Consider the following 25,591-nt stretch of genomic DNA (forward strand, 5'->3'; position numbering starts at 1 on the left):
ACATAAGAACAGTTCCGCCTTGTTATCACATCATTTATCCAGCGCTATATCTGATCACATACTTAACAGAATTGGCATAAGAAAAGATTAAAGCCCGTTGGCAATAATTTCTTCAGCCAGTTCGTCAGCAACCACGTGCGTAGAAACCTGTTCAACGTCTGAACGTTGGAAGATTTCGATAAGGGTATCGTAAATGCCCTCAACGTGCTTGGTAGCCGCTTCTGCGCTGTAACCTTCTTCTTTCGTCTCGTAGTATACGTTGATGATACCACCAGCGTTGATCACGTAATCCGGTGCGTAAAGAACGCCCTTCTCACGCAGAATTTCACCGTGACGAGACTCGGCTAGCTGGTTGTTTGCACAACCGGCAATGATGCCAGCCTTAAGGCGTGGAATGGTATTGTCGTTTACCGTTGCGCCCAGGGCACAAGGTGCGTATACGTCTACATCCAGGTCATAGATTTCATCGATGCCCACGGCAGTCGCATTGAACGCATTAACAACACGGGCAACAGACTCTTCATTGATGTCTGTTACGAATAGCTCAGCACCGGCATTGTGCAGGTGTTTACATAGGTCGTAAGCAACCGCGCCCAAACCTTGTACTGCAACCTTGACGCCCTCAAGGTTTTGGTGACCGTGCTTGTGCTGATACGCTGCTTTAATACCTAGGAATGTACCTAGCGCGGTGAAAGGCGAAGGGTTACCACTTTTACCTTCAAGACCCATTACATAGTTGGTCTCTTTGTGCATAACCATCACATCACCTGTGGTGATGTTTACGTCTTCGGCCGAGTAGTAGCTACCACCCATACGCTCTAGTTGCTTACCAAAGGCACGGAACAAAGCTTCCGATTTAATCGTTTTCGCATCACCTATGATCACCGACTTACCACCGCCGAACGGTAAACGCGCTACCGCGTTTTTGTAAGTCATACCCTTAGACAGGCGCAGAACGTCTGTTACTGCGTCTTCATCACTGGCGTAGTTCCACAGACGACAACCGCCTACCGCTGGACCTAGCTTGGTGTTGTGAACTGCGATAATTGCCTTAAGGCCTGATTCTTTATCGCTACAAAATACCACCTGCTCGTGGTTATCGAAGTCAACTTGATTAAAAACAGCCACTATTATTCTCCGAACTTTATACCCGAGATACGGGTGCGCTGAAATTGCCGCTGACTCTATCACTAAGTCACGTCTCTTACCACTCAATGAGATGATAAAGTCTCGACTGGTTAACAATGCAAATATTGCTTCCCACTTACCTTAATTATTTGAAAAAATTATGCAGGTAAATACCAAAAAGCAAATTTAGGAACCACTTCAAGCCAGCTTAGTAATAACATCTACCCCTTAGCTAGTGACGTTTACGTCAACGGCAATAATGATGTAAATATTTTAATACGCATTGGGGAATTGTCTAACCCCGAGGTGGCGGGAGCTGGCGCCGAAAAAGCGCCAGCCCAAGGTTACTGGTCAGACTAGGTGATATTACTGAGTGTATTTCGCCATCCAGGTAAATACTTGCTCATACCAGTGTTTAAGATTATCCGGATTGCGGATCCAATGGTTTTCATCCGGGTAAACCACCAGGCGCGAGTCGATGCCCTTGCGCTGCAAGGTAGTAAAGGCACCCAGGCTTTGCGCATAAGGCACACGATAGTCCTTCAGGCCCTGAATCACCAACATAGGAGTTTGCCAGTTTTCAACAAAGTTGGCCGGGTTATAACGCTTATAGTCCGCGTCTTTAGCCCAAAATGGCCCGCCCATTTCATGCTCGGCAAACCATAGCTCTTCGGTGCTTTGGTGGAAACTCGGCATATCGAACAAACCGGCGTGGTTTACCAGGCAGTTAAAGCCGGTCGGCCAGTTGCCTGCTATCCAGTTCATCATATAACCGCCGTAAGAGGCGCCGAGCGCACAACCATTATCGGTATCAAGCCACTTATAGTTGCTCTTCACATAGGCCAGACCTTTTTGTAAGTCCTCAAGCGGCTTACCGCCCCAATCCCGGGAGATAGAGTTGGTGAATTCCTGGCCGTAGCCCACCGAGCCATGGAAATCTATCATCACCACGCCATAACCTTGTGCCGCCCACAACTGCGCATTCCAACGGCTATGGAACATATTGCCGAATGAACCCTGCGGGCCGCCGTGCACTAAAAACGCCAGCGGGTAACGTTGCTGCGGGTCGAATAAGGCCGGTTTAACCAAATAGCCATACACCTGCTCATCGTTGGCGCCGGTAAACGAAAATTGCTCCGTCTCACCCAGTTGCAGGGTTTCTAGGTTGGCTTTATTCACCTGAGTCAGTTGACTTAATCCGGCACCATCGCGATTAATACGATACAGCTCTTTGGGAGAATTAAGGGCGTGGCGGGAGAAGATGATCTGCTGACCCTGCACCTGCACATCGCCGACGTAACCGTCGGAGAACAGGCTGCGCACATCGCCAAAGGCGGTGCTGATTTCAAATAAGCTGGTTTGTCCTAAATCTTTGGCGGTGGCATAGATTGCACGGCCATTAGGGCCAAAGCTAAAGCTGTCGACGCTTCTGTCCCACTGCTGTGCCATGGACTGGCGCTCACCAGTGCGCAGGTCAATCAATTGCAGGGTAAACTTATCCGCTTCAAAGCCGGGTTTACTCATGGCCTTATAGGCAAGATAACGACCATCACTGGAAAACTGCGGGCTTGAGTCCCAGGCTTTATTTTCCTCGGTCAGGTTACGCACCGCACCGCCTTCAATGGCTACTTCAAACAGATCGAAGTTGGTGCTCCAGGCATTGTCCTTGGCCTTCACCTTGGCGCTAAACACCACCTTTTGCCCATCCGGACTGATGGCTACTTCTTCCATGCCGGAAAATGGTTTGGCCGGCACATCAGTTTGCCATTGCGGCGTCAGGTCTTTGGCATCTTTAATGATCTCCTTGCCCATGCTGGCAACAAATAAATGTCTGACCTTATCATCATTCCAGTGATCCCAATGACGCACCATCAGGCTATCGTAGACCTGTGCATTATGGGCAACACTCTGCTGTTGCTTTTCTTTGTCGAGTGAGCAGGCAAGCGTGTCGCATTCGGGATACACATCAAACGTCACCACCAAGGAGCGGTTATCAGCGCTCAAACGATAGCCTTCGATATCCAGCGGGAATTGGGTGATAGGCTTGGCTTCACCGCCGGCTAATGGCAAATACCAAAGTTGCTGTGAGCCGGAACGCGACGATAGAAAATAGATGCCCTTGCCGTCGGCGCTAAAGCTGACATCCGACTCGGTGCCGGCGCTGTAGGTTAATTGCTTTACTTGTGGCGGTTGCGCTTGCAGCGACGAGGCCATCGCACCAATTGCATTTAGCGTCTGGGCGTAAAGCTCACTACCCTCAGGCGTTTTAATGGCGTAGATCAGGGTATTACCATCGGGTGACAGCGCCACGCTGTGAATTTTGTTTAGGTTATTAAGTTTATCTACCGTCAGTACATCGGCCTGAGCACTTTGACTGAAACCACTGAGGCTGAGACCACTTAGCGCCAATGCGGCGGCGATACGAGTTGTTGTTATCATTATTTTACTCCATAAAAAAGAGCGCAAAAGCGCTCTTTTTCTAAGGTTTAGACATTACTTTAAAGCGCCGTCCAATTCTTCGATTTTTGCTTTCCAAATAGCTGGACCTTGAGTGTGCGCATTGGCACCTTCGCTGTCTACCGCTACGGTTACAGGCATGTCTTCCACTTCAAATTCGTAGATGGCTTCCATACCCAGGTCTTCAAACGCCACCACGCGGGCTTTCTTGATTGCTTTAGCAACCAGGTAAGCGGCACCGCCGACGGCCATCAGGTAAACCGCTTTGTTTTCTTTGATTGACTCAACGGTTGCCGGGCCACGCTCTGCTTTACCTATCATGCCGATAAGGCCGGTTTTCTCCAGCATCAGGTCGGTGAATTTATCCATACGCGTTGAAGTTGTTGGGCCTGCTGGGCCTACCACTTCGTCGCCAACGGCATCAACCGGGCCCACGTAGTAGATAAACTTGTTGGTGAAATCCACCCCCTCTGGCATGCCTTCACCGCTTTCGATCATGCCTTGCAGGCGTTTGTGCGCAGCATCACGACCGGTGAGGATTTTACCGCTTAGTAGCACGGTCTCACCCATTTTCCACTCTTTGATATCGTCTTTGGTCAGGGTATCAAGGTTTACGCGACGCGTGTCTGCACCCACTTCCCAAGTCACTTCTGGCCAGTCTTCAAGCTTTGGCGCTTTAAGGTCGGCCGGGCCGCTGCCATCTAGCGTGAAGTGTACGTGACGGGTCGCCGCACAGTTAGGGATCATCACCACCGGCTTAGAGGCCGCGTGCGTTGGCGCAGTTTTAACCTTGATATCAACAACCGTGGTTAAACCGCCCAGACCTTGTGCGCCAATACCGGTTTTGTTAGCGCGCTCGAAGATTTCCAGACGCAGTTTTTCTTCTGTAGTCTCGGCGCCACGCTCCATTAGCTCGTGAATATCAACCGGGTCCATAAGAGATTCTTTTGCCAGTACCGCGGCTTTTTCTGCGGTACCGCCGATACCTATACCCAGCATGCCCGGCGGACACCAGCCTGCGCCCATGGTTGGTAAGGTTTTTTCAACCCACTCGGCGACATCGTCAGACGGGTTAAGCATGACCATCTTGGTTTTGTTTTCAGAGCCGCCACCCTTAGCAGCGATCATCACTTCCACTTCACCACCTGGTACCAGGTCGATGTGCACAACAGATGGCGTATTGTCCTTGGTGTTCTTACGTGAACCAGCAGGATCGGCAACGATAGAGGCACGCAGTGGATTATCCGGATTTAGGTAAGCGCGACGGGTACCTTCGTCAACCATTTGCTGCACCGTCATGTCCGTTTTATCCCACTTCACGTCCATACCCACTTTTACGAAACAGGTCACGATACCCGTATCCTGACACAGTGGACGTTTGCCTTCAGCAGACATACGAGAGTTAATTAGGATTTGTGCAATAGCATCTTTTGCCGCTTTGTTTTGCTCTTTGTTATATGCTTTTTCAAGCGCCTGAACAAAATCCAATGGGTGATAAAACGAAATGTACTGCAACGCATCGGCAATGCTGTCGATGAAGTCTTGCTGACGAATAGTGCTCATAAATCTTCCTTCATACTGGGTCGTGGTGCCATTAACAAGCAATGGCAGGCACGACAACTCGGTGACGTGCGCACGGTGAGAGACCGCGACTTCTGAAAAAGTGTAACTTATGATACCCTCCCAGCCCGTTTCGGGCTAGCTCTTCGAGTTGAAGATAATGACAAAATCGCAATTGCACTGCATCAAGGCGCCAATACAGGCACAACCCTGTGATGTTTTTACCCATTTTCACCATTTGCCGGGGGCTATTTTCCTCGACTCGGCAAGCGATAGCCATGTCAATAGTCGCTATGACATCATCGCCTTTGCCCCCACCAAGTGGCTCAGTGTTGAAGATGGCAAGGCTATGTTGGACAACCAGCCCCTAGAACAAGACGTTTTTGTGCAAATGCAGGCCGAGCTCGGCGCACTCTGTCAGGACAGAGCCCCTTATGGCCTGCCCTTTAACGGCGGTTGGCTCGGCTATTTTGGCTACGACCTGGGTCGCTTATTGGAGCGTCTGCCCGAAACCGCCGAAAAAGATATTCACCTGCCCGAGATGCAAATTGGTTTGTATCTCGATGCGCTTATTTTTGATAAGACCGCCAAGCAATGGTATTACCTGGCGCAGCCTAGTATCGACGCCGAAGCCGGATTACAAAAATACCTCAACCAGCTTGAAAAGACCCCAAAGGCCGGTGGCTTTGCCCTGAGCTCAAAGTGGCAATCGAATATGAGTTATGCGTTTTATGCGCAGCAATTTGCGAAAATTCAGGACTATTTGCGCAGCGGCGATTGTTATCAAATCAACCTGGCACAGCGCTTCTGCGCCCAGTACCAGGGCTGCGAATGGCAAGCCTATCAGCGTCTGCGCGAGCATAACAAAGCACCCTTTTCCGCTTTTATTCGCCTAACCCAAGGCGCCATTTTGTCCATCTCGCCGGAGCGCTTTATCGAGGTAAAAGGCAAGCAGGTGGAAACCAAGCCCATCAAGGGCACACTGCCGCGCAGTAAGGACGCGCAAGAAGACAAGGCGCTGGCCGAGCAACTTGCCAGCTCGCCAAAGGATCGCGCCGAAAATGTCATGATAGTGGATTTGCTGCGTAACGATTTAGGTAAGGTGGCTAAACCCGGCAGCGTCACCGTGCCCTCACTGTTTGCTATCGAGAGCTTCCCGGCGGTACACCACCTGGTCAGCACGGTGCAATCCCAACTGGCCGAAGGTAAAACCGCCATAGATCAGCTGCGCGCCGCTTTTCCAGGAGGCTCGATCACCGGAGCGCCGAAAATCCGCGCCATGGAGATCATCGAAGAGCTGGAGCCACACAGACGCAGCGCCTATTGCGGCTCTATCGGTTATCTCAGCGCCTGCGGCGATATGGACACCAGCATTACCATTCGCACCTTGGTTGCGAACGAAAATAAGCTCTACTGCTGGGCCGGCGGCGGCATAGTCGCGGACTCAAATGTTGATTTGGAATACCAGGAAACCTACCATAAGGTAAATAAAATCTTACCCGTATTAGAGTGAGTATCGCCTTTTGCCAGCCAGTACCTGTGCCCAGTTGATCAGCCGCTTTAACCTCTCGCAGGTTACAGATCCGCAGCCCAAGCGCCACCCAAAACGTCGCAGCGCTGTGGTTATGCTGCTTAGCGACTCGCCCCAGGGCGCTCAGGTCCTGCTGTGTAAACGCCCTCGCCATTTACGCAGTCACCCCAGTCAACTATGTTTTCCCGGCGGCAAGCAGGAGCGCCAGGACGCCAGTCTCAGGCACACGGCACTGCGAGAATTGCATGAAGAACTCAATATTGCCCCGCGCGAGGTGGATATTATCGGTCACCTCGAGGACATCGAAACCCTGGGCGGCATGGTCATTACCCCCTATCTGGCCTATCTGCACCCAGGTGCCCATTGGCAACTGGATCGCAATGAAGTGGATGCCGCATTTTTTATGCCCTTTTCAACCCTGGTTGAGCGCCAAAACTGGTACCCTCTTCGCGTTGAGCGCAGCGGTTCCCCCTTAGAATTCCCTTTACTGAACACGCCCTACGGAGTGCTATGGGGCGCTACCGAGCGCATCATCAACCAATTCATTCAACAGCTTGGCCTGAACAGCTAAAAAACACCGCAAAGAAAATCAGTTCCCGGGATTACATCTATAATTATTTAACGTTATCATGGCCGACCGTTCAAAGGTTATGTGAGTAATAGGTTATATGATCAGTGCATTCGATATGTTCAGCATTGGTATTGGACCCTCCTCGTCGCACACAGTAGGCCCTATGCGTGCCTCGCGACTGTTTGTCCAAGCTCTTGAGCAGCAAGGTAAGCTTAAGGATGTTACCGAAGTTAAAGCCGAGCTGTTTGGCTCGTTAGGCCAAACGGGGGTCGGCCACGGCTCGGGTAAGGCGGTGATCTTAGGATTAGCCGGCTATGATCCTGAAACCGTTGATGCCGATGCGGTACCGGATATCCTAGACAAAATCGAGCAAGAGCAAGTCATTCACCTCGACAAAAAGCATCAGGTCAAATTTCCCAAGCAAGGCGCGATTGTCTTCCATCGCCGTAAAACCTTGCCCAAGCATTCGAATGCCATGGAGCTGATAGCCTTTAAAGACAAAGAGATTATCGCCTCCCAGGTGTACTACTCCATCGGCGGCGGCTTTATCGTCAGCGATGAAGATTTCGATAAAGAAAAACAGGCGGCACTGGATATTCGCGAGCAAAATCCGGCGCCCTACCTCTTTGATAGCGCCCAGGAGCTTTTAGAGCTGTGTAAAGAGTCAGGGCTAAGCGTCTCCAGCCTGATGATGGCCAATGAAAAAACGCTGCGCAGCGAGAGCGATATTCGCGATGAACTCTTCCATATCTGGGAAGTAATGAAAGCCTGTACCGAGCGCGGCATACGCACGGAAGGTATTTTACCCGGTGGTCTTAAGGTACGCCGTCGTGCCCCAAGCCTGTATTTAAAGCTCAATGTTGAGAGCAATAACGACCCACTGCGTGCCATGGACTGGGTTGATTTATTCGCCTTGGCGGTGAATGAAGAAAACGCCGCCGGTGGCCGTGTGGTTACGGCACCGACCAATGGTGCGGCGGGTATTTTGCCTGCGGTGCTTATGTACTACCACACCTTTATCAAGGAAGTGGATAAGGAAATCGCCACCCGTTACCTGCTCACCGCAGCGGCTATTGGCATCCTGTATAAGAAAAACGCTTCTATCTCCGGCGCCGAAGTAGGCTGTCAGGGCGAAGTGGGCGTGGCCTGCTCCATGGCCGCCGGTGCACTCACCGAAATCATGGGTGGCAATGCCACTCAGGTTGAGAATGCTGCGGAAATCGGCATGGAACACAACCTGGGCCTAACCTGCGATCCGGTTGGTGGTCTGGTGCAAGTACCTTGTATCGAGCGTAACGCCATGGGCGCGGTGAAAGCCATTAATGCCTCTCGTCTGGCCATGCGTGGCAGCGGCGAGCAAAAAGTGTCCCTGGACAAGGTGATTAAGACCATGTGGGATACGGGCAATGATATGAAAACCAAGTACAAGGAAACCGCCCGTGGTGGTCTTGCGGTTAATATTATTGAGTGTTAATTCGGCTTCGAGTTACAAATAAAAAAGGCGACCTAAGGTCGCCTTTTTTAATACGCTCAAAAGCGCCAGCGCTTAGCGTACCGGCAGCTCAATATTGGCAAACATGGCATCCACATCGTCCTGGTTGCGCAACAAACAGGCTTTTTCTACTCTGTCTTTAGTCAGATGCGGGGCAAAACGCTCGATAAAGTCGTACATATAGCCGCGCAGGAAGGTGCCCTTTCTAAAGCCAATCTTAGTGGTGCTGGCTTCAAACAAATGACTGGCATCGATACAGACCAGATCTGTGTCGCTCACCTGATCTATGGCCATAGAGGCAACCACACCCACTCCCAATCCTAAACGCACATAGGTTTTAATCACATCCGCATCGGTGGCGGTAAAGACGATATGCGGCTCGTGACCATGGGCGTTAAAGGCCTTGTCCAGCTCGGAGCGACCGGTGAAACCAAAGACATAGGTGATAAGTGGATATTGGGCAATATCGGCTATGGTGAGGCTATGGGCCTTTTTCGCCAAGGGGTGATCCTTAGCCACGACAATACTGCGATTCCAGTGATAACAAGGCAGCATCACTAGATCCGAATACAAATGCAATGCCTCGGTGGCAATGGCAAAATCCGCATCACCGCGGGCGGCGGCGTCAGAGATTTGCTGTGGCGTGCCCTGATGCATATGCAAGGACACCGCCGGATACTTTTTCATAAAGCCCTGGATCACACCGGGTAAGGCATAGCGGGCTTGAGTATGGGTGGTGGCAATATTGAGTTTACCCTGATCCGGCAAGGTATGCTCATTGGCCACGGCTTTAATGCCCTCAACCTTAGAAAGAATTTCTCGAGCAATATTAATAATGTCGTTACCGGCGCTGGTAACATGGGTCAAATGCTTACCACTGCGGCCAAATATCTGCACACCGAGCTCGTCTTCAAGCATACGAACTTGCTTAGAAATCCCCGGCTGGGAGGTATAAAGACTCTCTGCGGTGGCGGACACATTGAGGTTATGATTAAGCACCTCAACTATGTACTTTAGCTGCTGTAATTTCATGATATTTACTTTCTTTTATTATTTTACTTAAAAACAAACACAAGCAGCGGCCACAAGGGGCAGCGCTGGGCGCCGCAACATGTCAATTTAGACAGCCAAACGACGAATCGGTAAACGTCAAAATGAGCCAACTATTGCGGAGGGTTAGGCTAGCATATTTAATTGCCACTCGGTACTGTTGATTTAGCTGTCAGCTCCAGAGGTCTTACCATTACGCACACTGTGCTTACGCTAACACCCTCATGTTAACAGCGAGTGCATTATCGCAAGGGAAGAAAAAAGCCGCTTAACAGCGGCCTTCTTAATTAAGACAGGAAGATAAACTTGAGCACAAATAAGGCACTGAGTATCCAGACACTGATACTGACCTCGTTGGCCTTATTACAAACCACCTTCACGGCCGTATAAGCGATAAAGCCTAGCGCAATACCATGGGCAATCGAGAAGGTCAGCGGCGTCATTAGTAATACAACGGCCACAGGGATGGCGTCTGTCATATCGTCCCAATCAACCAGTTTCAGGTTTTGCAGCATCAAGATAGAAACATACAAAATCGCCCCCGCAGTGGCATAGGCCGGCACCATGGAGGCTAATGGCGCAAAGAACATCATCAATAAGAAACACAGGCCCACCACAACGGCGGTTAAACCCGTGCGTCCACCGACGGAAACACCGGCCACCGACTCAATATAAGAAGTCGTAGTTGAGGTGCCCAGCATGGAGCCGGCTATGGTAGCGCTACTGTCGGCGCTTAATGCACGACCCAAGCGCGGCATACGCCCTTCATCATCGGCTAGGCCCGCTTTTTGCGTTACCGCAACCAAGGTGCCCGAGGTATCAAATAAATCAACGAATAGGAATGCAAAGACCACGCTGAGCATAGAGAGCTCAAGGGCACCGGCGAAATCCAGTTGCATAAAGGTCGGCATAATAGAAGGCGGCGCCGAGACAACACCCTGATACTCAACCAAGTCCAACCCAAGGGCCACCAAGGTAACCAGCATAATACTGATCAAAACACCGCTTTTGATATCGCGATACAGCAAGGCGGCAATAATAAAGAAGCTCAAAATAGCCAAAAGCGGACCACTGCTGGTGATATCGCCCATCTGCACCAGGGTCGCCGGGCTGGCAACAACAATGCCGGCATTTTTTAAGGCGATCAAGGCTAGAAATGCACCGATACCCGTGGCGATGGCTCTTTTCAACACTAAGGGAATGGCGTTGATAATCCATTCCCGCACCTTAAACAGGCTTAGCAGTAAAAAGATACTGCCCGACATAAAGACCGCGCCCAATGCCGCTTGCCAGGTGTAACCCATGCCCAGCACCACACCATAAGTGAAAAAGGCGTTCAGCCCCATTCCCGGCGCCAAGGCCAGCGGGTAATTGGCCCAAAAACCCATAATAAAACAGCCAATTGCTGCGGCAATACAGGTAGCGACAAAGGCCGCGCCTTGGTCCATCCCCGCTTCCGCCAGCATCGCCGGGTTAACAAAAACAATGTACACCATGGTGATAAAGGTAGTGATACCGGCAATCACCTCACGTTTCACAGAGCTTCCATGCGCTTTGATCTTAAAAACACTCTCTAGCATTGGTCTTTTTCGAGCTAATAAACAAGCCGGCAATGCTAGCACAAATACGGACAAATGACCGCATAAATAGCGGCTTTAACCCATATTTCCGTGCAAACTTTTAATCTCGGCTAAAAAATACCGTTTAAAAAAGAGGAAAAAAAAGCTTGCACCCAACAACTGTATAAACTACTGTATATGAATACTGTATAAAACACTGTATATCGTTTACTTTACCCCCAGCGAGGCAATTATGTTACATACAGCAGCGGTTCGACACGTAAAAAGCTATCAGCAAGAAAACCCGGCGGCCATTAACCTGGTACATACAGAAGATGAGATCTCGGCGTCTTTTGAATTACTGAAAATTATCCACCGCTACAATAGCAGTAATGGTTGGACCCTGCTGGTTGCACCGGATCATATCCCCAGCCGCGACCTGCTAGATTCTTGCTCTATCGACACCAGTAAGCTCTTGGTGATCCGCCGCAAACACATTGTTGATTGCGAATATATGCTTAATTGTGCACTGCAAAACGGTCGCTTCGCCGCCATTGTTACTTGGACGGATATTGTTACCTTGGAGCAACTTGAAGCCATGCAACTCAATACCCATCAGGCCAAGGCGCAATTATATTGCTTTGCCTCCGATGCTGACGCGGATTCCGATGCCGTTCAGACCACGCTGCCCCAAGCCATGCAAATTTGCTAATACCAATTCTGTTAAGTATGTGATCGGGTATAGCGCTGGATAAATGATACGCTAACAAGGCGAAATTTTTCTTATGTAGTTATTCTCCATAGAAAAATCACAACGCCGTAAGCATGATATTTACCCCGCCAGAGCGATTAGCTATTTAAGTGAATTGGTATAAAATGCGGCTTTTGCCTTTGTGGGATCATGTATGTGTTATTGTGGGTCTGAGAAACAGTATGCCGATTGTTGTGGCCGCTTTATCAGCGGGAGTGAACAAGCTGGTGATGCCCTTACTCTGATGAAATCGCGCTACAGCGCCTTTTGCACCCAAGCCATTGAGTATTTAGTTGCCACTTGCTCGGCGGCAGCCCTCAAGAAGAATCAGGCAGAAGATGTCGCCGAATTTGCCGAAGCGGCTAAATTCACCAAACTTGAGATAGTCGACACCGACCTCTCTGCCTATCCAGCCGAGGTTGAATTTAAGGCCTATTATCTATTTGCTAATAGCCTGTGCTGTATTCATGAGCGCTCGACCTTTATCCAACAAGATGGTCATTGGCTTTACGACGCGGGCACCCTGATGCCCACACCAGAACGTAAACTCAGTCGCAATGACTCCTGCCCCTGTGGCAGCGAAAAGAAATTTAAAAAGTGTTGTGGAAGCTAGAATAAAAAACGCCCTCACTGGGGTTGTGTGGGCGTTGAGAAGAGCACTTATTCTCTTGGGCCAACCGGCACCATAATGTGCGCATAGGGAGTTCCTTTCCACATAACATAGGGGCCACCTGCATAGGGATCTGTGGGTAAGCTATCCAAAAGAGCGTTATCCGGCATAATAATCATCAAATGTGGACCTTCTACGATCCATTGATTATCTTCCGTCTCCCCTTCTGCATAAGGGTCGGTATTACTGGCACCACCATCTCCGGCCAGCATATAGGAAATACCTACCGCTTTAGCCTGAAACGGCTTTTTATTGGTCCAGGCATCCGCCCACTCCATCCAAGGCCCATCCATACACATGGGTGCGGTGCCGCTTAGGCTAGGTGGTGTAGGAAAACAGGTGTAATTACTGCTGCCTTCTTGCAACACATTTTGTTGCCAGTCCATCACTGTTACCTTATCTCTTAACGTCGGCGGTGCGGCGCTCAAAGCATCCTCTAATAAGGCTTGTTTATCTTCATCAGCAATGGCTGAGCCGGCCAAAGCGGCCAGTGAAGCACTCAGCAGTAGAGCGTTTGTTTTGTTCATAACACTATCCTCAGGTGAGTTTTACTACCTTTAATACTGCCTTAATGAGTATAGACCTACCTGACCCAGTGCCCAGTATTTATGGTTTGTGTTGGCGTGTTATGCGCTGACAAATTGTTTCTGTGCTTTCATATCGTGATTTTATCTTAAAAAGCGACAACCTTGATTTGCATAAACTTTCGACAAGATGACTTATATCTATGCGGTTATCGGCATAATTTAGTATTTCTTTAGTTTTTTTCTTTACTTGAAAGCTCAGTTTGCTATTATCGCCGCCGTTGCTTAGGAGGGGTTCCCGAGCGGCCAAAGGGATCAGACTGTAAATCTGACGGCATTGCCTTCGCTGGTTCGAATCCAGCCCCCTCCACCACTTTTCTAAAGTTTAATAAGCGCGCATCCATTTTTAGTGGAGGGGTTCCCGAGCGGCCAAAGGGATCAGACTGTAAATCTGACGGCACTGCCTTCGCTGGTTCGAATCCAGCTCCCTCCACCACTTCTTTCTTACTAGTTTCCAGTAAATAAAGCCTAGCTCATCGGTAACGTGCTATAACGCATCGAGCCTAACCATGGCATCGCTTGGTATTAAAACGCCAATTCTAAACTCGTTCCCTGCTCTCGTAACCAGGCCTTAGCTTCTTGCGTCTGTGCACAATGTTGATTAACCAAATGCCAAAACCTTGGACCATGATCCATATATCGAATATGGGCCAGCTCATGCACTAAAACATAATCGATCACCCAGGTTGGTGCCCCCGCCAGCAGAGTATTAAAGGTCAGCCTGTGCCGACGATCACAACTGCCCCAGCGGCGTTTATATACACGTACCTTAATGTCCACAGCCTTTACGCCCATGCGCGATTGCCAATAATCTAATCGCATATAAATAAAGCGCGCTAACTCCTCGGCCATAAATGCCAGTAAGAGCTCTTTGGCTTTCTCCTGCTGATGTCGGACTCGAGCGCTAATACACAGCTCAATGCTGTTATCTTGTAATCTCACCGAGCTGGCCTTAGCACCTTTGATCACCACAGGCACAGACCTACCGAATAAACTTAAGGTTCCATCATCCAGGGGGCGACTTTTAAGCCTGTACAGTTCACCCTGACGATCTAGTTGTTTGCTGATCCAATCTCGTTTACTGGCGACAAACTCGGCGATAAAGCGCTCACAGGTGCCCGTTGGCGCCTTAACCAGAAGTTGTTGGCGTTTGACTATGATGGCGACGGTCGAGCGTTTCCCGCTGTAGGTGATTTGATAGTCCATCGGCACATCGGGTGCCAAATTTCGGAGCACAATAAGGCCTTGTCTAAAATGTTAGCTAATCGTTCAGATGAATGATATCAGGCTTTTGCAGACAGTGGTTAGCCGCTCCAAGCCAAGGTTAAAGCAATTTATGCACCGCTTCATATTCAAAGCAGGTGATCTCATGCATATTGGCACTGGGATCGCGAAAATAGAGTGAATGTGAAACCTGGTGATCCGCCAAAGTTACCTTAACGTCCTGCCCTTCAAGGTGGCGAAGCCAGTGGACAAAGGCCTGCGCATCAGCGGCAAAGGCAATACCATTGCTGCTGCGGCTGCCTTCAAACAATGCCAGGCAAATGGTCTTTGCCTGATCTTGCAACATAAGTGGACCATCGTCCTGATGGTGATACCAAAATTCCAGCTCCGGGACTATCTCAAAGCCCATCACATTACGATAAAACACCAGGGCCTGCTGCATGTCTTTTACCTGCAGGTGACAATGATGTACTCCTCGTAGTAATGGTGCCTTAGTCATAACTCATCCCAATCTCGTGTCCGAGTTGACGTAAAAAGTCCTGCATATAGGCGGTGCGATGCTCGGCTTCAATGCGAGCACTGTGAGTGTTCATGGTGCTGGCTAAACCCAGTAACTTAACGAAGAAATGATCGAGCGTGTATTTGCCATCATCCGCCTCGCGCTCATGGCAAAAAGGATCGTTAGGATGATACAAACCGCGGCAAATGGCGCCGCCCACCTTCATACAGCGGCTGATCCCCACCGCGCCCAAGGCATCCATACGGTCAGCGTCTTGCACTATTTGTGCTTCCAGCGTCAGCGGGGTGACATTGGCGCTAAAACTATGGGCAACAATGGCATGATGAATGGCCTCTAAATATTGCGTTTCGTAGCCTATGCTATGCAAAAATGTCAGCGCCTTATCGGCGGCCAGCAAAGAAGCCTTGGCACGATCCGGATGGTTTTTCGCTACCGCCACACAATCATGCAGCCAAGCTGCCGGTAAAACCACCGCCATTTCGGCCTGCTCTTGCACACACAAGCGTTTGGCCACCTGCACCACGCGCTCGATATGGGTGATATCATGGGCCGCATCGGCACTGCCGCAATCAAGGATAAATTCTCGGCATTGTTGTTCTAATTGCTGCATTGCTTCGGGCAATATTAGGGCCTGATTATTCACTGTTTCTCGCTCTGTGCTTGGCTTAGTTATAGGCTTATTCAGGCGCATTATAAAATCAGCGCCCAGGTCATTGTAACCGACAATAAAGGACTGATAGCTAATTGGCAAAATTAAATTTGAGTATCGGCCTGCGACTACCTAGAATAGCGCCTCAATTTACTATCAGGAGCTGCAATGGCCGGCGCAATTTATCTTCAACCTGGGCGCGAAAAATCACTTAAGCGCAAACACCCTTGGATTTTCTCCAAGGCAGTCAAAAAAGTGAAAGGCAATTTGGCCCTAGGCGATACAGTGACCGTCTACGACAGCCAGGGTAAATTCCTTGCCACCGCCGCTTACAGCCCAGAATCACAGATCCGTGCCCGCGTATGGAGCTTTGACGAGCACGAGCAAATCGATGTGGAGTTTTTCCACAAACGCCTATTGCGTGCCCTAGATGCGCGCCAACACACCATAGCCGAAGGCGGCTTAACCGGTTACCGCCTGTGTGCGGCCGAGTCGGATGGCCTGCCTGGTATCACCATAGATAAGTTCGCCAACTACCTGGTTTGCCAGCTGCTTAGTGCCGGTGCCGAGCGTCATAAGGGCGATATTGTTGCCGCCTTGCAGCGTATCTTCCCCGATTGCGCCGTCTATGAGCGCTCAGATGTGGATGTGCGTAAAAAAGAAGGCCTGGCGCCGACCACGGGGCCATTAATTGGCGAAGCCCCATCGGCTCCAGTACTGATCGAAGAAAACGGCCTCACCTGCGAAGTGGACATTATCGGTGGCCATAAAACCGGTTTTTACCTGGATCAGCGTGACAGCCGCGCCGCCCTTGAGCGCTATGTCAAAGACAAGGACGTGCTAAACTGTTTCTGTTACACCGGCACCTTTGGCCTGTATGCACTGCGCGGCGGCTGTAAGGAAGTCACCAATGTTGATGTATCACAAAATGCCCTGGATATAGCCAAACGCAATGTTGAGCACAACCAGCTGGACATGAGTAAAGCGCACTTTGTTAAGCAGGACGTGTTTAAGCTGCTGCGCGAATACCGCGAGCAAGGGCGTAAATTCGACACTATTGTGATGGATCCGCCGAAGTTTGCTGAGTCTAAGGCCCAGCTTACCGGCGCTTGTCGTGGCTATAAGGATATCAATATGCTGGCGATGCAATTGCTTAAGCCTGGCGGCACCTTATTGACCTTCTCCTGCTCGGGCTTGATGGAGCAGAACTTATTCCAAAAAGTGGTGGCTGATGCGGCGCTGGATGCGCACCGTGATTTACTAATTGTCGAGCGTTTAAATCAGGCTGCCGATCACCCCATCTCCGGCCCCTACCCGGAAGGCTTTTACCTTAAAGGCCTTGTTTGTAAGGTCTACTAGCCACCTCTGCAACCCGAGAGTGAGTGCCATTTGGCGCTCACTTTTGCTATCGCTTCCGGCTAGCTCACTTCCAGCATCTGCACGCCGACACTATATTGGCCGTCGTCTTCACGGGTGCAACGCACCACACGGGTTAAGGCATTTAAGGGAGCCACACTGGCTGTGGCAGATTGAATTCGTACCTTGATGGTAGCGCCGGGGTCGACGGCAGTATCGAGAAATAACTGCATGCCGGAAGCGCTTAAATCGTGGCAAATTGCCGTGCGACTAAACACCTCCTGGCCCTGATTGACTTCAACGGTAGCCTGAGCATCCACCAACATACGGCGGAAATTGCGTTGCTCTTGATGATAAAGCATAAGGATCTCCTCAAGCTCTTTAAATCAGTGTCTGCAAGCGCTCCATTAGCTCATTCATCGCCAAAGGTTTAACAAAAAACCCATCACATCCAACCTCAAAGGCGTGTTTTTTAGCTGCCTCAGACTCCAGTCCAGACACCATTAAAATAGGGATGTCTTTGGTCTCTGGCGTGTTTTTCAGTATACGACAGGTGTCGAACCCATCCAGCCCGGGCATACATACATCCAGCATGATGGCATCGGGATGAAAAGTAAGCGCTTCTTTTAAGCACTGCTCACCTGATTTTGCGTACTTCAACTCAAACTGCTCACCTAATACATGAGTGTAGAAGGTAAAGTTAAAATACTCATCATCAACAACCAGCAACCTGGCTTTATTCTGTGTACGCAACACGACCTCCGTCCTTGTCTATGCGCTTATCATAATTGTAATTATAACCCAGCAGACATTAAGCTCACTGCGGCTTAAGTCTTACTAAGGTATTCACTTATAACATTAAGGACCCGCTTGGCAGACACCGGATAAGGGGTACCCAAGGTTTGCGCGAATAAAGAAACGCGCAGCTCCTGCTGCATCCAAAATATTTCTGTTAATGCCTCAGGTTGTGGCTCCCCTTTAGGGTGCTTGGCCAGGCATTTTTTATAGGCCTCAGCGACCTTGTCCAGCTCCAGGGTGCAGAGACGGTCACGATTCGGATCCACCGGCAGTTTTTCCAAACGGCGCTCAATGGCCTGCATATAACGGCTCAGGTCGGCCATTTTATCGGCGCCATGATGACTGACAAAGCCTTTAAAAATCAAGCTCTCAAGCTGGTTTTTTATATCGCCATGGGCGGTGATCATACTGAGATCCACCTTGCCGCGCATGCGCTTATGAATGCCATGGGCACGACTGAGCACCTGCTCCACCTGCAAGGCGATAGCAACCACAGTATCGCCAAGCTCGCCGCGGATATGCTCCTTGGCGGCATTAAATTGCTCGGCGTCTCGAATATCGCCGAAGTTTGCCAATAGTTTATCCACGGCGGCGGCGATACAGTCATCAATCAGCAACTGCACCTTGCCAAAAGGATTAAAATACAGGCCCAGCTTGGCTTTATTGGGCAGGTTTTGCTGCAAGTATTTTATCGGCGATGGAATGTTCAACAGCACCATACGACGTAACCCCTGCTGATGGGCCGCCTGCGCCTTGGTCGGCGAGTCAAACAGCTCAATGGCGGTGCTGTCTTTTTTATCTACCAGGGCCACAAAGGCTTTAACCTCGTATTGCCCCTGTTTTTTCACATAGGACTCGGGCAGCGCCTCAAATTGCCATTCGGTCAGCCCTTGGCGCTCAATACCTTCATCGGCCACCTGAGACAGAGTATTACTTACCCTATCCGCCAGCTTGGCCTTCAGCGCATCCAAATCATAGCCGCGCGCCACCAAGGTATTTCTATCGTCGCGCACCTCAAAGGCCATGCGCAAATGCTCATCCACCGCCAATGGGTCAAATTGCTCGGCTTCAACCTTGGCTCCGGTCATACGGAATAGGCGCAGTGCCAGGGCATCCACCAGCTTACCTTGGAGCGGCTCCACCGAGCTCAATACCGCATCGGCATAGTTAGGGGCCGGCACAAAGTTGCGGCGCTGGGCTTTGGGTAAGGACTTTATCAGCGCACAAATAAGCTCATGTCTAAAGGCGGGAATATGCCAGTCAAAGCCCTCATTTTGCACCTGGTTAAGCAGTGCCAGAGGGATTTGCACCGCCACACCATCGACATCCTGCCCCGGCTCAAAGCTGTAGCTCAGCGGCAATACCAGGTTGCCCTGCATCCAAATATCCGGGTAATTATCGGCGGTGATCTCATCGGCACCATGGCGCATCAGCGCTTCCTTGCTCATATGCAAAAAGCGTTTATCTTTGCGCTTTTGTTCCTTATACCATTTCAAGAAGCTGACGCGGTTACAGACATCCGCCGGAATATGCTTATCGTAGAACTCGTACAGGGTATGCTCGTCGACCAAGATATCGCGACGGCGCGCCTTGTTTTCCAAGTCCTGTACTTCCTCAATAAGCTTTCGATTCACCTGCAAAAAGGACTCGTTAGCGCCTAACTCCTGCTCCACCAAGGCGGTGCGGATAAAGATTTCACGGCTGACAACCGGGTCGATTTTGTCATACTGGCTGCGCTTTTTCGCCACTATGGTCAGGCCATAGAGGGTTTGTTGTTCGAAGGCGATGACCGCCCCGGCTTTTTTCTGCCAATGGGGTTCGCTGTAGCTGCGCTTGACCAGATGCTGTGCCAGTGGCGCCAGCCAGGCGACATCGATTTTGGCATTGATACGGGCGTAGAGTTTGGACGTTTCCACCAGCTCCGCCGACATCAGCCATTTTGGCCGCTTTTTAAAGAGATTAGAGCCCGGGAAGATATGGAACTGGCTGTTGCGTGCGCCCTGATAAAAGGCGTTTTTATCGTCCTTTTGCCCCACATGACTCAGCAGGCCGCTAAGCAGGGCCTGATGCAGAGTCTCAAAGCTGGGCTCATTGCTCGCGTCTTTTAAGCCCATTTCGTCGCAGATGGTCGATACCTGATAAACGATATCCTGCCATTCACGAATGCGCATATAGGCAAAGAACTCCTGCTTACAGAGCTTGCGGAACTGATTATTGGTCAGGGCTTTTTGTTGCTCTTCGAGGTAGTTCCACAGGTTTAAAAAGGCGATGAAGTCCGAGTCATCATCATTAAAACGACCGTGCAGTTCATCGGCCTTGCCTTTTTTATCTTGCGGACGCTCGCGCGGGTCTTGAATGGCCAGGGCCGCGGTGATGATGATCACCTCACGCATGGCGCCGAGCGGCACGCTGGCCAGCACCATTTTTGCAAGACGGGGGTCAAGCGGAATGCGCGCCAAATCGCGACCCATTTTGGTGAGCTCGATTTGACTGCGTTGCTTCGCCGGTTTAACCGCCTCAAGCTCTTCAAGTAAACGCACGCCATCATTGATATTGCGGCTATCCGGCGGCTGCACAAAAGGGAAACGGCTGATATCACCAAGGCCAAGGCCAAGCATCTGCAAGATAACCGAGGCCAGGTTTGTGCGCAGGATCTCAGGGTCGGTAAACTCCGGACGCCCTAAAAAGTCTTCTTCGGAATAAAGACGAATACAGATACCCGCTTCCACACGTCCACAACGACCCTTACGCTGATTGGCACTGGCCTGAGAGACCGCTTCAATTGGCAGGCGCTGTACCTTGGTACGATAACTGTAGCGGCTAATACGGGCGGTACCCGGGTCTATCACATAACGGATACCCGGCACGGTTAACGAGGTTTCCGCCACATTGGTGGCGAGGACAATACGGCGCTTATTACCTGGATGGAAAATCCGGTTCTGCTCGGCATTGGATAAGCGGGCATACAAGGGCAGTATTTCGGTATGCTTGAGGTTGCGCTTGCTAAGGGCATCGGCGGTGTCGCGAATTTCCCGCTCACCATTCATAAAGATCAGGATATCGCCCGGGCCTTCGTCGTAGAGCTCGTCTACGGCATCGAAAATGCCTTGCAGTTGGTCGTTTTCATCCTGTTCTTCATCACTGCCGTTTAATTCTGTGATCGGTCTGTAACGCACTTCCACCGGGTAGGTACGCCCGGACACCTCGATAATAGGCGCGTCGTTAAAGTGACGAGAAAAACGCTCCGGATCTATGGTCGCCGAGGTAATAATGACTTTCAAGTCCGGGCGCTTGGGCAGCAGATTCTTCAGATAGCCGAGAATAAAGTCGATATTCAGGCTGCGCTCGTGGGCCTCATCGATAATGATGGTGTCGTACTGGTTGAGATAGCGGTCGTTTTGAATCTCCGCGAGCAGGATACCGTCTGTCATCAGTTTAATATAACTGCGCTCGCTGACCTGATCGCTAAAACGAATTTTAAAGCCGACGGTTTGACCAATTTCGCTTTCCAACTCTTCGGCAATACGGGCGGCAACGCTACGCGCCGCTAGGCGACGTGGTTGAGTATGGCCAATTAAGCCTTCAACGCCACGACCTAGCTCTAGGCAGATTTTCGGGAGCTGAGTGGTTTTACCCGAGCCGGTTTCACCGGCAACAATCACCACCTGATGCTTGGCAATCGCCGCTTTAATATCTTCGCGTTTTTCACTAACGGGTAAGGCCGCTGGGAAACTGGGCTTAGGCAACTCGGCCAAGCGCTTGGCGCGAGCAGCAATACTGGCATCAATACTGGTGGCAATCTTAGCAAGAACACCCTGCTGTTTTTGGGCGTCGGCTATTTTTTGCACCCCTTGTAGGCGTTTTTTGAGTATAAATTGGTCTTTTTTTAAACACTCATTGAGCTTGGCATACAAGGATTTGCTGGCAGACACACAGGCCTCTAAATAACGGCATAAAATGGCTGCTCAGCTTAGCAAAATATCGCCTTAAAGTGTACTAGCTGTTGTCGTTAGACAAAGCGTTTCCCTGGCGCGTAATTGTCGTGTAAGTGCTTGTCCAGCGCCAACAAAATATGGGCCCGAGTGATGATCCCCATCAACTTGCCTTGCTCATCGCACACCGGATACATTTTCGGCTTATCTATCTTCATGTTTTCGGCAAGCGTCATCACGCTATGATCAGGCGTGACACACAAGGGCTCCTTGGTCATCACATCACCAATCACACAGTGGGCTTCGTTTTGATAGGTAGAATTAAGCATTTGTTGCAGACAGTCTTGCTCGGAAACAAAACCAATGACGGTACCGAGATCATCGATCACCGGGCCACCGGTTTGACAGCTTTGAAGAAGTTTTTCCACCGCGCTTTCAATGGACATATCGGCTTTGAAAGTAACAGGTCTGTGGTTATAGTAATCAGCGACTTTAATAGATTGCATACGCACCCCCAAAATTATTAGCGCCAACATTGTAAATATAGTTGGCGCCAGGATTTTTGCGTAGCTAGGGGCGTATTTATTCGTCTTTAAAAATAGCCACATAGGTTGGGGTTGCACTGCTCTTACTGGCGCGATACATACCCGCCGTATTAAACGGCATGCTGATATTGCCCTTGGTGTCGACTATGATCACCCCGCCGGTGCCACCGGCTTCGAACATGGGCCCAAAGATCACCTCGTTACCGGCCTGCTCAATGCTCTTGCCTTGGTATTGCACTCGAGCACAAATATCACTCGCCACCTGATAACGAATAAAGTACTCACCATGCCCCGTGGCCGATACCGCACAGGAGGCATTATCGGCAAAGGTACCTGCGCCTATTACTGGTGAATCACCAATGCGGCCAAAGCGCTTGGCCGTCATGCCGCCGGTGCTCGTGCCTGCGGCGATATTGCCGTGGCTATCGAGGGCAACAGCACCGACCGTACCCATCTTGTATTGGCTTGGCAATGCCTGATGCAGTGCCTGATAATCCTTGGTGGCCGGTTTGGCCTTATCCAGCTTTTCCTTGGCTTTAAGTAGCGCCTCATAACGGTGCTCGGTATCAAACACACTGTTTTCCACCAGCTTCATACCCTGCTGCTGGGCAAATTCTTCAGCCCCAGCGCCGCTGAGCATCACATGCACAGAATTGGTCATCACCAGACGGGCTAAATCGATCGGGTTTTCAATATGTTTGACTCCGGCTACGGCGCCCGCTGCACGGGTACGACCATCCATAATCGAGGCATCGAGCTCATGCTCACCCTCGTAGGTGTACACCGCGCCTTTACCGGCGTTAAAGTAAGGAGAATTCTCCAGCACATTAATGGCCGCATTGATGGCATCCAGACTGGCGCCCCCTTGGTCTAACACTGCATAGCCTGCTTCCACCGCTTCGCTTAATTTGGCGCGATACGCCTTTTCTTGCTCCGGCGTAAAGCGTGCCTTTTCAATGGTCCCCGCACCGCCGTGAATGGCGATGGCTATGGGATTCGCAGGGGTATCGGCTAGCGACGAAAAAGAAGAAAGACTAAGAAGTGCCAAGGCACCGAGTAAAGACGATTTCATATCTTGCTCTAATGATGGAAATAAGAGCATTCCACTATGCGCATTCTTCCTAACGGGCGCAAGCACTTGCGATAAAGCGTTTTTCCTTTTTCCGCAACGAGTTGCAGGCATAAAAAAAGCCCAAGTGGTTAGCTCGGGCTCAAAGTTGGGATTTTTTTACCTGTTACTTGCTTAAATCCAGCATCAGCTTATTCAAGCGGGTTACAAATCCGGCCGGGTCTTTTAAGCTGCCGCGCTCGGCAAGCAAGGCCTGGTCCAGCAGTACCTCTGACCACTGAGTGAACTTGTCTTCGTCCTGCTCATTGTTAAGATGCTTAACCAACTGGTGCTCAGGGTTTAGTTCGAACACAGGCTTGGTTTCCGGCACTTTTTGACCGACAGACTCCATAAGCTTGATCATCTGTGAGCTCATATCGTGATCATCGGCAACCACACAGGCCGGTGAGTCCGTTAGGCGATGGGTAAAGCGTACTTCCTTGACCTTATCGCCCAGCGCCGTTTTAATGCGCTCAAGCAAGCCTTCCACTTCCTTCTCAGACTCTTCTTGGGCCTTTTTACTCTCTTCGTCGTCCAAATCACCTAAGTCCAAATCACCGCGAGTGATCGACTGGAACTGCTTGTCTTGAAACTCGGTGAGGTGGCTCATCATCCACTCATCAACACGGTCGCTCAGTAGCAAGACTTCAATGCCCTTCTTACGGAAGATCTCCAGGTGTGGCGAGTTCTTCGCCGCTTCAAAGCTGTCGGCCACCACGTAGTAAATCTTGTCCTGGCCTTCGCTCATGCGCTCGATGTACTGCTCGAGTGACACATTCTGCGTCGCTTCGTCCGTATGTGTTGAAGCAAAGCGCAGCAGCTTGGCAATGGCTTCTTTATTCGCCATGTCTTCCGCCGGACCTTCTTTGATCACGCTGCCGAATTCATCCCAGAAGGTTTGATACTCTTGCGGTTTGTTCTTACCCATGCGATCCAGCATTTTCAACACGCGAGACGTACAGCCCTTACGAATTGTTTGGGTGATCTTGTTGTCTTGTAAAATCTCACGAGACACGTTTAGCGGCAGATCGTTTGAGTCCAGCAGACCTTTTACGAAACGCAGGTAGCTTGGCATAAACTGCTCGGCGTCATCCATGATAAATACGCGTTGTACATACAGCTTTAAGCCGCTTTGACGCTCGCGGTTATACATATCAAAGGGGGCGCGCTTAGGAATGTACAGCAAGCTGGTGTATTCGGTTTTACCTTCCACCTTGTTGTGTGCCCAGGTCAGCGGCTCTTCCCAGTCGTGACCTACATGCTTGTAGAACTCCTGGTATTCTTCATCGCTGATCTCCGACTTATCACGAGTCCACAGCGCCTCAGCCTTATTGATGGCTTCCCAGTGACCCGGTTGTGCTTCGATTTTCTCGCCGTCCGGGCCTTCTGATTCTGGCACCGGCTCACGGTACATCTCTACCGGAATGGCGATATGATCTGAGTATTTATTAACGATGCCGCGCAGGCGGAAATCGTCCAGGAACTCTTTTTCATCGTCGCGCAGGTGCAGGATGATTTCGGTACCACGGCTGTCTTTGTCGATCTCGGCCAGGGTATAATCGCCCTCGCCTTTTGATTCCCACTCGATAGCGTGCGTTTCACCGGCTTTGCGCGTGCGCACGGTTACTTTGTCGGCCACGATAAATGCCGAGTAGAAGCCCACACCAAATTGACCGATCAGCTGCGAGTCTTTGGCTTGGTCGCCGGTCAGGTTTTTGAAAAATTCTGCGGTGCCTGATTTAGCAATGGTGCCTAAGGCGCTGATCACTTCATCACGGGTCATACCGATACCATTATCGGCAATGGTCACCGTGCCCTTGTCCTTATCGGCGCTAATACGCACCTTGAGTTCTGCATCGCCTTCGTACAGGTCGCCATTTTCAAGGGCTAAAAAGCGCAGTTTATCTGCGGCATCAGAAGCATTCGATACCAGCTCACGCAGGAAAATCTCTTTGTTTGAATACAAAGAGTGGATCATTAAGTTAAGCAGTTGCTTTACTTCAGTCTGAAAGCCAAGCGTTTCTTTTTCTGATGTTGCTGTCATTTCTCTCTCCGTTAGCAAACAGGTTCAACTGAGTAGGTTGATAACCAGATATGCTCTTGTAT

At 50.4% G+C, this 25,591-nt stretch carries 21 protein-coding genes and 2 tRNA genes; 8 read left to right on the plus strand and 15 right to left on the minus strand.

All coding sequences use genetic code 11. The features are described 5' to 3' along the window. Window positions 1-87: 87 nt before the first annotated feature. The 3 genes from C2M24_RS00425 to C2M24_RS00435 form a co-directional block, all read right to left on the minus strand. A complete protein-coding gene (locus C2M24_RS00425) occupies window positions 88-1,128 on the minus strand; it encodes a Leu/Phe/Val dehydrogenase (RefSeq protein ID WP_105199175.1) in 1,041 nt (346 codons plus the stop codon). 366 nt (window positions 1,129-1,494) lie between these two features. Beyond that, window positions 1,495-3,567: a S9 family peptidase gene (locus tag C2M24_RS00430; RefSeq protein ID WP_105212941.1), complete on the minus strand. Its 2,073-nt coding sequence runs from the start codon at window positions 3,565-3,567 to the stop codon at window positions 1,495-1,497. 54 nt (window positions 3,568-3,621) lie between these two features. Continuing rightward, window positions 3,622-5,148, minus strand: coding sequence for a fumarate hydratase (locus C2M24_RS00435; protein WP_105199173.1), 1,527 nt, complete (start codon window positions 5,146-5,148; stop codon window positions 3,622-3,624). A 157-nt stretch (window positions 5,149-5,305) separates the two neighbouring features. Here C2M24_RS00435 and pabB point away from each other — a divergent pair, with 157 nt between their 5' ends. From pabB to C2M24_RS00450, 3 genes are all read left to right on the plus strand, one after another. Beyond that, window positions 5,306-6,658, plus strand: a complete 1,353-nt coding sequence (pabB, locus tag C2M24_RS00440; RefSeq protein ID WP_105212942.1) for an aminodeoxychorismate synthase component I — start codon at window positions 5,306-5,308, stop codon at window positions 6,656-6,658. A gap of 10 nt (window positions 6,659-6,668) precedes the next feature. Then, a complete protein-coding gene (locus C2M24_RS00445) occupies window positions 6,669-7,247 on the plus strand; it encodes an NUDIX hydrolase (protein WP_105212943.1) in 579 nt (192 codons plus the stop codon). Window positions 7,248-7,344: 97 nt separating this feature from the next. Then, complete coding sequence (locus C2M24_RS00450) at window positions 7,345-8,721, plus strand: L-serine ammonia-lyase (RefSeq protein ID WP_105199170.1); 1,377 nt, start codon at window positions 7,345-7,347, stop codon at window positions 8,719-8,721. Between the two features lie 72 nt (window positions 8,722-8,793). Here the strand turns inward: C2M24_RS00450 and cysB are convergent, their stop codons facing one another. Beyond that, window positions 8,794-9,771 carry an HTH-type transcriptional regulator CysB gene (gene cysB / locus C2M24_RS00455; RefSeq protein WP_105199169.1) on the minus strand — a complete coding sequence of 326 codons (978 nt, stop codon included), beginning with the start codon at window positions 9,769-9,771 and terminating at the stop codon, window positions 8,794-8,796. Window positions 9,772-10,076: 305 nt separating this feature from the next. Beyond that, complete coding sequence (locus C2M24_RS00460) at window positions 10,077-11,369, minus strand: NCS2 family permease (protein ID WP_105199168.1); 1,293 nt, start codon at window positions 11,367-11,369, stop codon at window positions 10,077-10,079. A gap of 232 nt (window positions 11,370-11,601) precedes the next feature. Here C2M24_RS00460 and C2M24_RS00465 point away from each other — a divergent pair, with 232 nt between their 5' ends. Then, window positions 11,602-12,060: a hypothetical protein gene (locus tag C2M24_RS00465; protein ID WP_105212944.1), complete on the plus strand. Its 459-nt coding sequence runs from the start codon at window positions 11,602-11,604 to the stop codon at window positions 12,058-12,060. Between the two features lie 193 nt (window positions 12,061-12,253). Then, window positions 12,254-12,712 carry a YchJ family protein gene (locus C2M24_RS16055; protein WP_105212945.1) on the plus strand — a complete coding sequence of 153 codons (459 nt, stop codon included), beginning with the start codon at window positions 12,254-12,256 and terminating at the stop codon, window positions 12,710-12,712. A gap of 47 nt (window positions 12,713-12,759) precedes the next feature. Here the strand turns inward: C2M24_RS16055 and C2M24_RS00475 are convergent, their stop codons facing one another. Beyond that, on the minus strand, window positions 12,760-13,296 hold the full coding sequence (locus C2M24_RS00475) for a hypothetical protein (protein WP_105199165.1): 537 nt from the start codon (window positions 13,294-13,296) through the stop codon (window positions 12,760-12,762). A 285-nt stretch (window positions 13,297-13,581) separates the two neighbouring features. Between C2M24_RS00475 and C2M24_RS00480 the strand changes: the two genes are divergently transcribed. Together C2M24_RS00480 and C2M24_RS00485 are read left to right on the plus strand one after the other, a co-directional pair. Continuing rightward, a tRNA-Tyr gene (locus C2M24_RS00480) sits at window positions 13,582-13,666 on the plus strand. Window positions 13,667-13,704: 38 nt separating this feature from the next. After that, window positions 13,705-13,789: transfer RNA gene (locus tag C2M24_RS00485), tRNA-Tyr, on the plus strand. Between the two features lie 89 nt (window positions 13,790-13,878). On the opposite strand, the gene C2M24_RS00490 is transcribed toward C2M24_RS00485, so the two are convergent. The 3 genes from C2M24_RS00490 to C2M24_RS00500 all read right to left on the minus strand — a co-directional run bounded on the left by C2M24_RS00490 (window position 13,879) and on the right by C2M24_RS00500 (window position 15,707). Beyond that, window positions 13,879-14,589 carry a M48 family metallopeptidase gene (locus tag C2M24_RS00490; RefSeq protein ID WP_158683671.1) on the minus strand — a complete coding sequence of 237 codons (711 nt, stop codon included), beginning with the start codon at window positions 14,587-14,589 and terminating at the stop codon, window positions 13,879-13,881. Between the two features lie 88 nt (window positions 14,590-14,677). Further along, window positions 14,678-15,076: a VOC family protein gene (locus C2M24_RS00495; RefSeq protein ID WP_105199163.1), complete on the minus strand. Its 399-nt coding sequence runs from the start codon at window positions 15,074-15,076 to the stop codon at window positions 14,678-14,680. Next, window positions 15,069-15,707, minus strand: coding sequence for an HD domain-containing protein (locus C2M24_RS00500; RefSeq protein WP_199774401.1), 639 nt, complete (start codon window positions 15,705-15,707; stop codon window positions 15,069-15,071). Before C2M24_RS00500 ends, C2M24_RS00495 begins: the two co-directional genes overlap by 8 nt. 207 nt (window positions 15,708-15,914) lie before the next feature. On the opposite strand from C2M24_RS00500, the gene C2M24_RS00505 reads away from it, so the two are divergent. Continuing rightward, the gene (locus C2M24_RS00505; protein WP_105199162.1) at window positions 15,915-17,105 is read left to right on the plus strand and encodes a class I SAM-dependent methyltransferase; all 1,191 of its coding nucleotides are present in this window, start codon (window positions 15,915-15,917) and stop codon (window positions 17,103-17,105) included. A gap of 59 nt (window positions 17,106-17,164) precedes the next feature. Here the strand turns inward: C2M24_RS00505 and C2M24_RS00510 are convergent, their stop codons facing one another. The 6 genes from C2M24_RS00510 to htpG form a co-directional block, all read right to left on the minus strand. Further along, entirely contained in the window at window positions 17,165-17,464 is a 300-nt protein-coding gene (locus C2M24_RS00510; protein ID WP_105199161.1) for a PilZ domain-containing protein, read from the minus strand. Between the two features lie 19 nt (window positions 17,465-17,483). Continuing rightward, window positions 17,484-17,858, minus strand: a complete 375-nt coding sequence (locus tag C2M24_RS00515; RefSeq protein WP_105199160.1) for a response regulator — start codon at window positions 17,856-17,858, stop codon at window positions 17,484-17,486. Window positions 17,859-17,929: 71 nt separating this feature from the next. Beyond that, window positions 17,930-21,832, minus strand: a complete 3,903-nt coding sequence (hrpA, locus tag C2M24_RS00520) for an ATP-dependent RNA helicase HrpA (RefSeq protein ID WP_105212947.1) — start codon at window positions 21,830-21,832, stop codon at window positions 17,930-17,932. Window positions 21,833-21,909: 77 nt separating this feature from the next. Beyond that, window positions 21,910-22,338 carry a CBS domain-containing protein gene (locus C2M24_RS00525; protein ID WP_105212948.1) on the minus strand — a complete coding sequence of 143 codons (429 nt, stop codon included), beginning with the start codon at window positions 22,336-22,338 and terminating at the stop codon, window positions 21,910-21,912. Between the two features lie 76 nt (window positions 22,339-22,414). Further along, complete coding sequence (locus C2M24_RS00530) at window positions 22,415-23,449, minus strand: isoaspartyl peptidase/L-asparaginase family protein (RefSeq protein ID WP_105213136.1); 1,035 nt, start codon at window positions 23,447-23,449, stop codon at window positions 22,415-22,417. Between the two features lie 163 nt (window positions 23,450-23,612). Next, complete coding sequence (gene htpG, locus C2M24_RS00535) at window positions 23,613-25,529, minus strand: molecular chaperone HtpG (protein WP_105212949.1); 1,917 nt, start codon at window positions 25,527-25,529, stop codon at window positions 23,613-23,615. Window positions 25,530-25,591 lie beyond the last annotated feature (62 nt).

The sequence above is a fragment of the Pseudoalteromonas sp. T1lg22 genome, assembly GCF_002964645.1.
Classification (GTDB): Bacteria; Pseudomonadota; Gammaproteobacteria; order Enterobacterales; family Alteromonadaceae; genus Pseudoalteromonas.

Excerpts from the sequence above, each read along its gene's own strand:
- C2M24_RS00430 (WP_105212941.1), bottom strand. The coding sequence starts at position 3,567 with ATGATAACAACAACTCGTATCGCCGCCGCATTGGCGCTAAGTGGTCTC.
- C2M24_RS00435 (WP_105199173.1), bottom strand. The coding sequence starts at position 5,148 with ATGAGCACTATTCGTCAGCAAGACTTCATCGACAGCATTGCCGATGCG.
- pabB (WP_105212942.1), top strand. The coding sequence starts at position 5,306 with ATGACAAAATCGCAATTGCACTGCATCAAGGCGCCAATACAGGCACAA.
- C2M24_RS00450 (WP_105199170.1), top strand. The coding sequence starts at position 7,345 with ATGATCAGTGCATTCGATATGTTCAGCATTGGTATTGGACCCTCCTCG.
- cysB (WP_105199169.1), bottom strand. The coding sequence starts at position 9,771 with ATGAAATTACAGCAGCTAAAGTACATAGTTGAGGTGCTTAATCATAAC.
- C2M24_RS00460 (WP_105199168.1), bottom strand. The coding sequence starts at position 11,369 with ATGCTAGAGAGTGTTTTTAAGATCAAAGCGCATGGAAGCTCTGTGAAA.
- C2M24_RS00465 (WP_105212944.1), top strand. The coding sequence starts at position 11,602 with ATGTTACATACAGCAGCGGTTCGACACGTAAAAAGCTATCAGCAAGAA.
- C2M24_RS16055 (WP_105212945.1), top strand. The coding sequence starts at position 12,254 with ATGTGTTATTGTGGGTCTGAGAAACAGTATGCCGATTGTTGTGGCCGC.
- C2M24_RS00475 (WP_105199165.1), bottom strand. The coding sequence starts at position 13,296 with ATGAACAAAACAAACGCTCTACTGCTGAGTGCTTCACTGGCCGCTTTG.
- C2M24_RS00495 (WP_105199163.1), bottom strand. The coding sequence starts at position 15,076 with ATGACTAAGGCACCATTACTACGAGGAGTACATCATTGTCACCTGCAG.
- C2M24_RS00500 (WP_199774401.1), bottom strand. The coding sequence starts at position 15,707 with ATGCAGCAATTAGAACAACAATGCCGAGAATTTATCCTTGATTGCGGC.
- C2M24_RS00505 (WP_105199162.1), top strand. The coding sequence starts at position 15,915 with ATGGCCGGCGCAATTTATCTTCAACCTGGGCGCGAAAAATCACTTAAG.
- C2M24_RS00510 (WP_105199161.1), bottom strand. The coding sequence starts at position 17,464 with ATGCTTTATCATCAAGAGCAACGCAATTTCCGCCGTATGTTGGTGGAT.
- C2M24_RS00525 (WP_105212948.1), bottom strand. The coding sequence starts at position 22,338 with ATGCAATCTATTAAAGTCGCTGATTACTATAACCACAGACCTGTTACT.
- C2M24_RS00530 (WP_105213136.1), bottom strand. The coding sequence starts at position 23,449 with ATGAAATCGTCTTTACTCGGTGCCTTGGCACTTCTTAGTCTTTCTTCT.
- htpG (WP_105212949.1), bottom strand. The coding sequence starts at position 25,529 with ATGACAGCAACATCAGAAAAAGAAACGCTTGGCTTTCAGACTGAAGTA.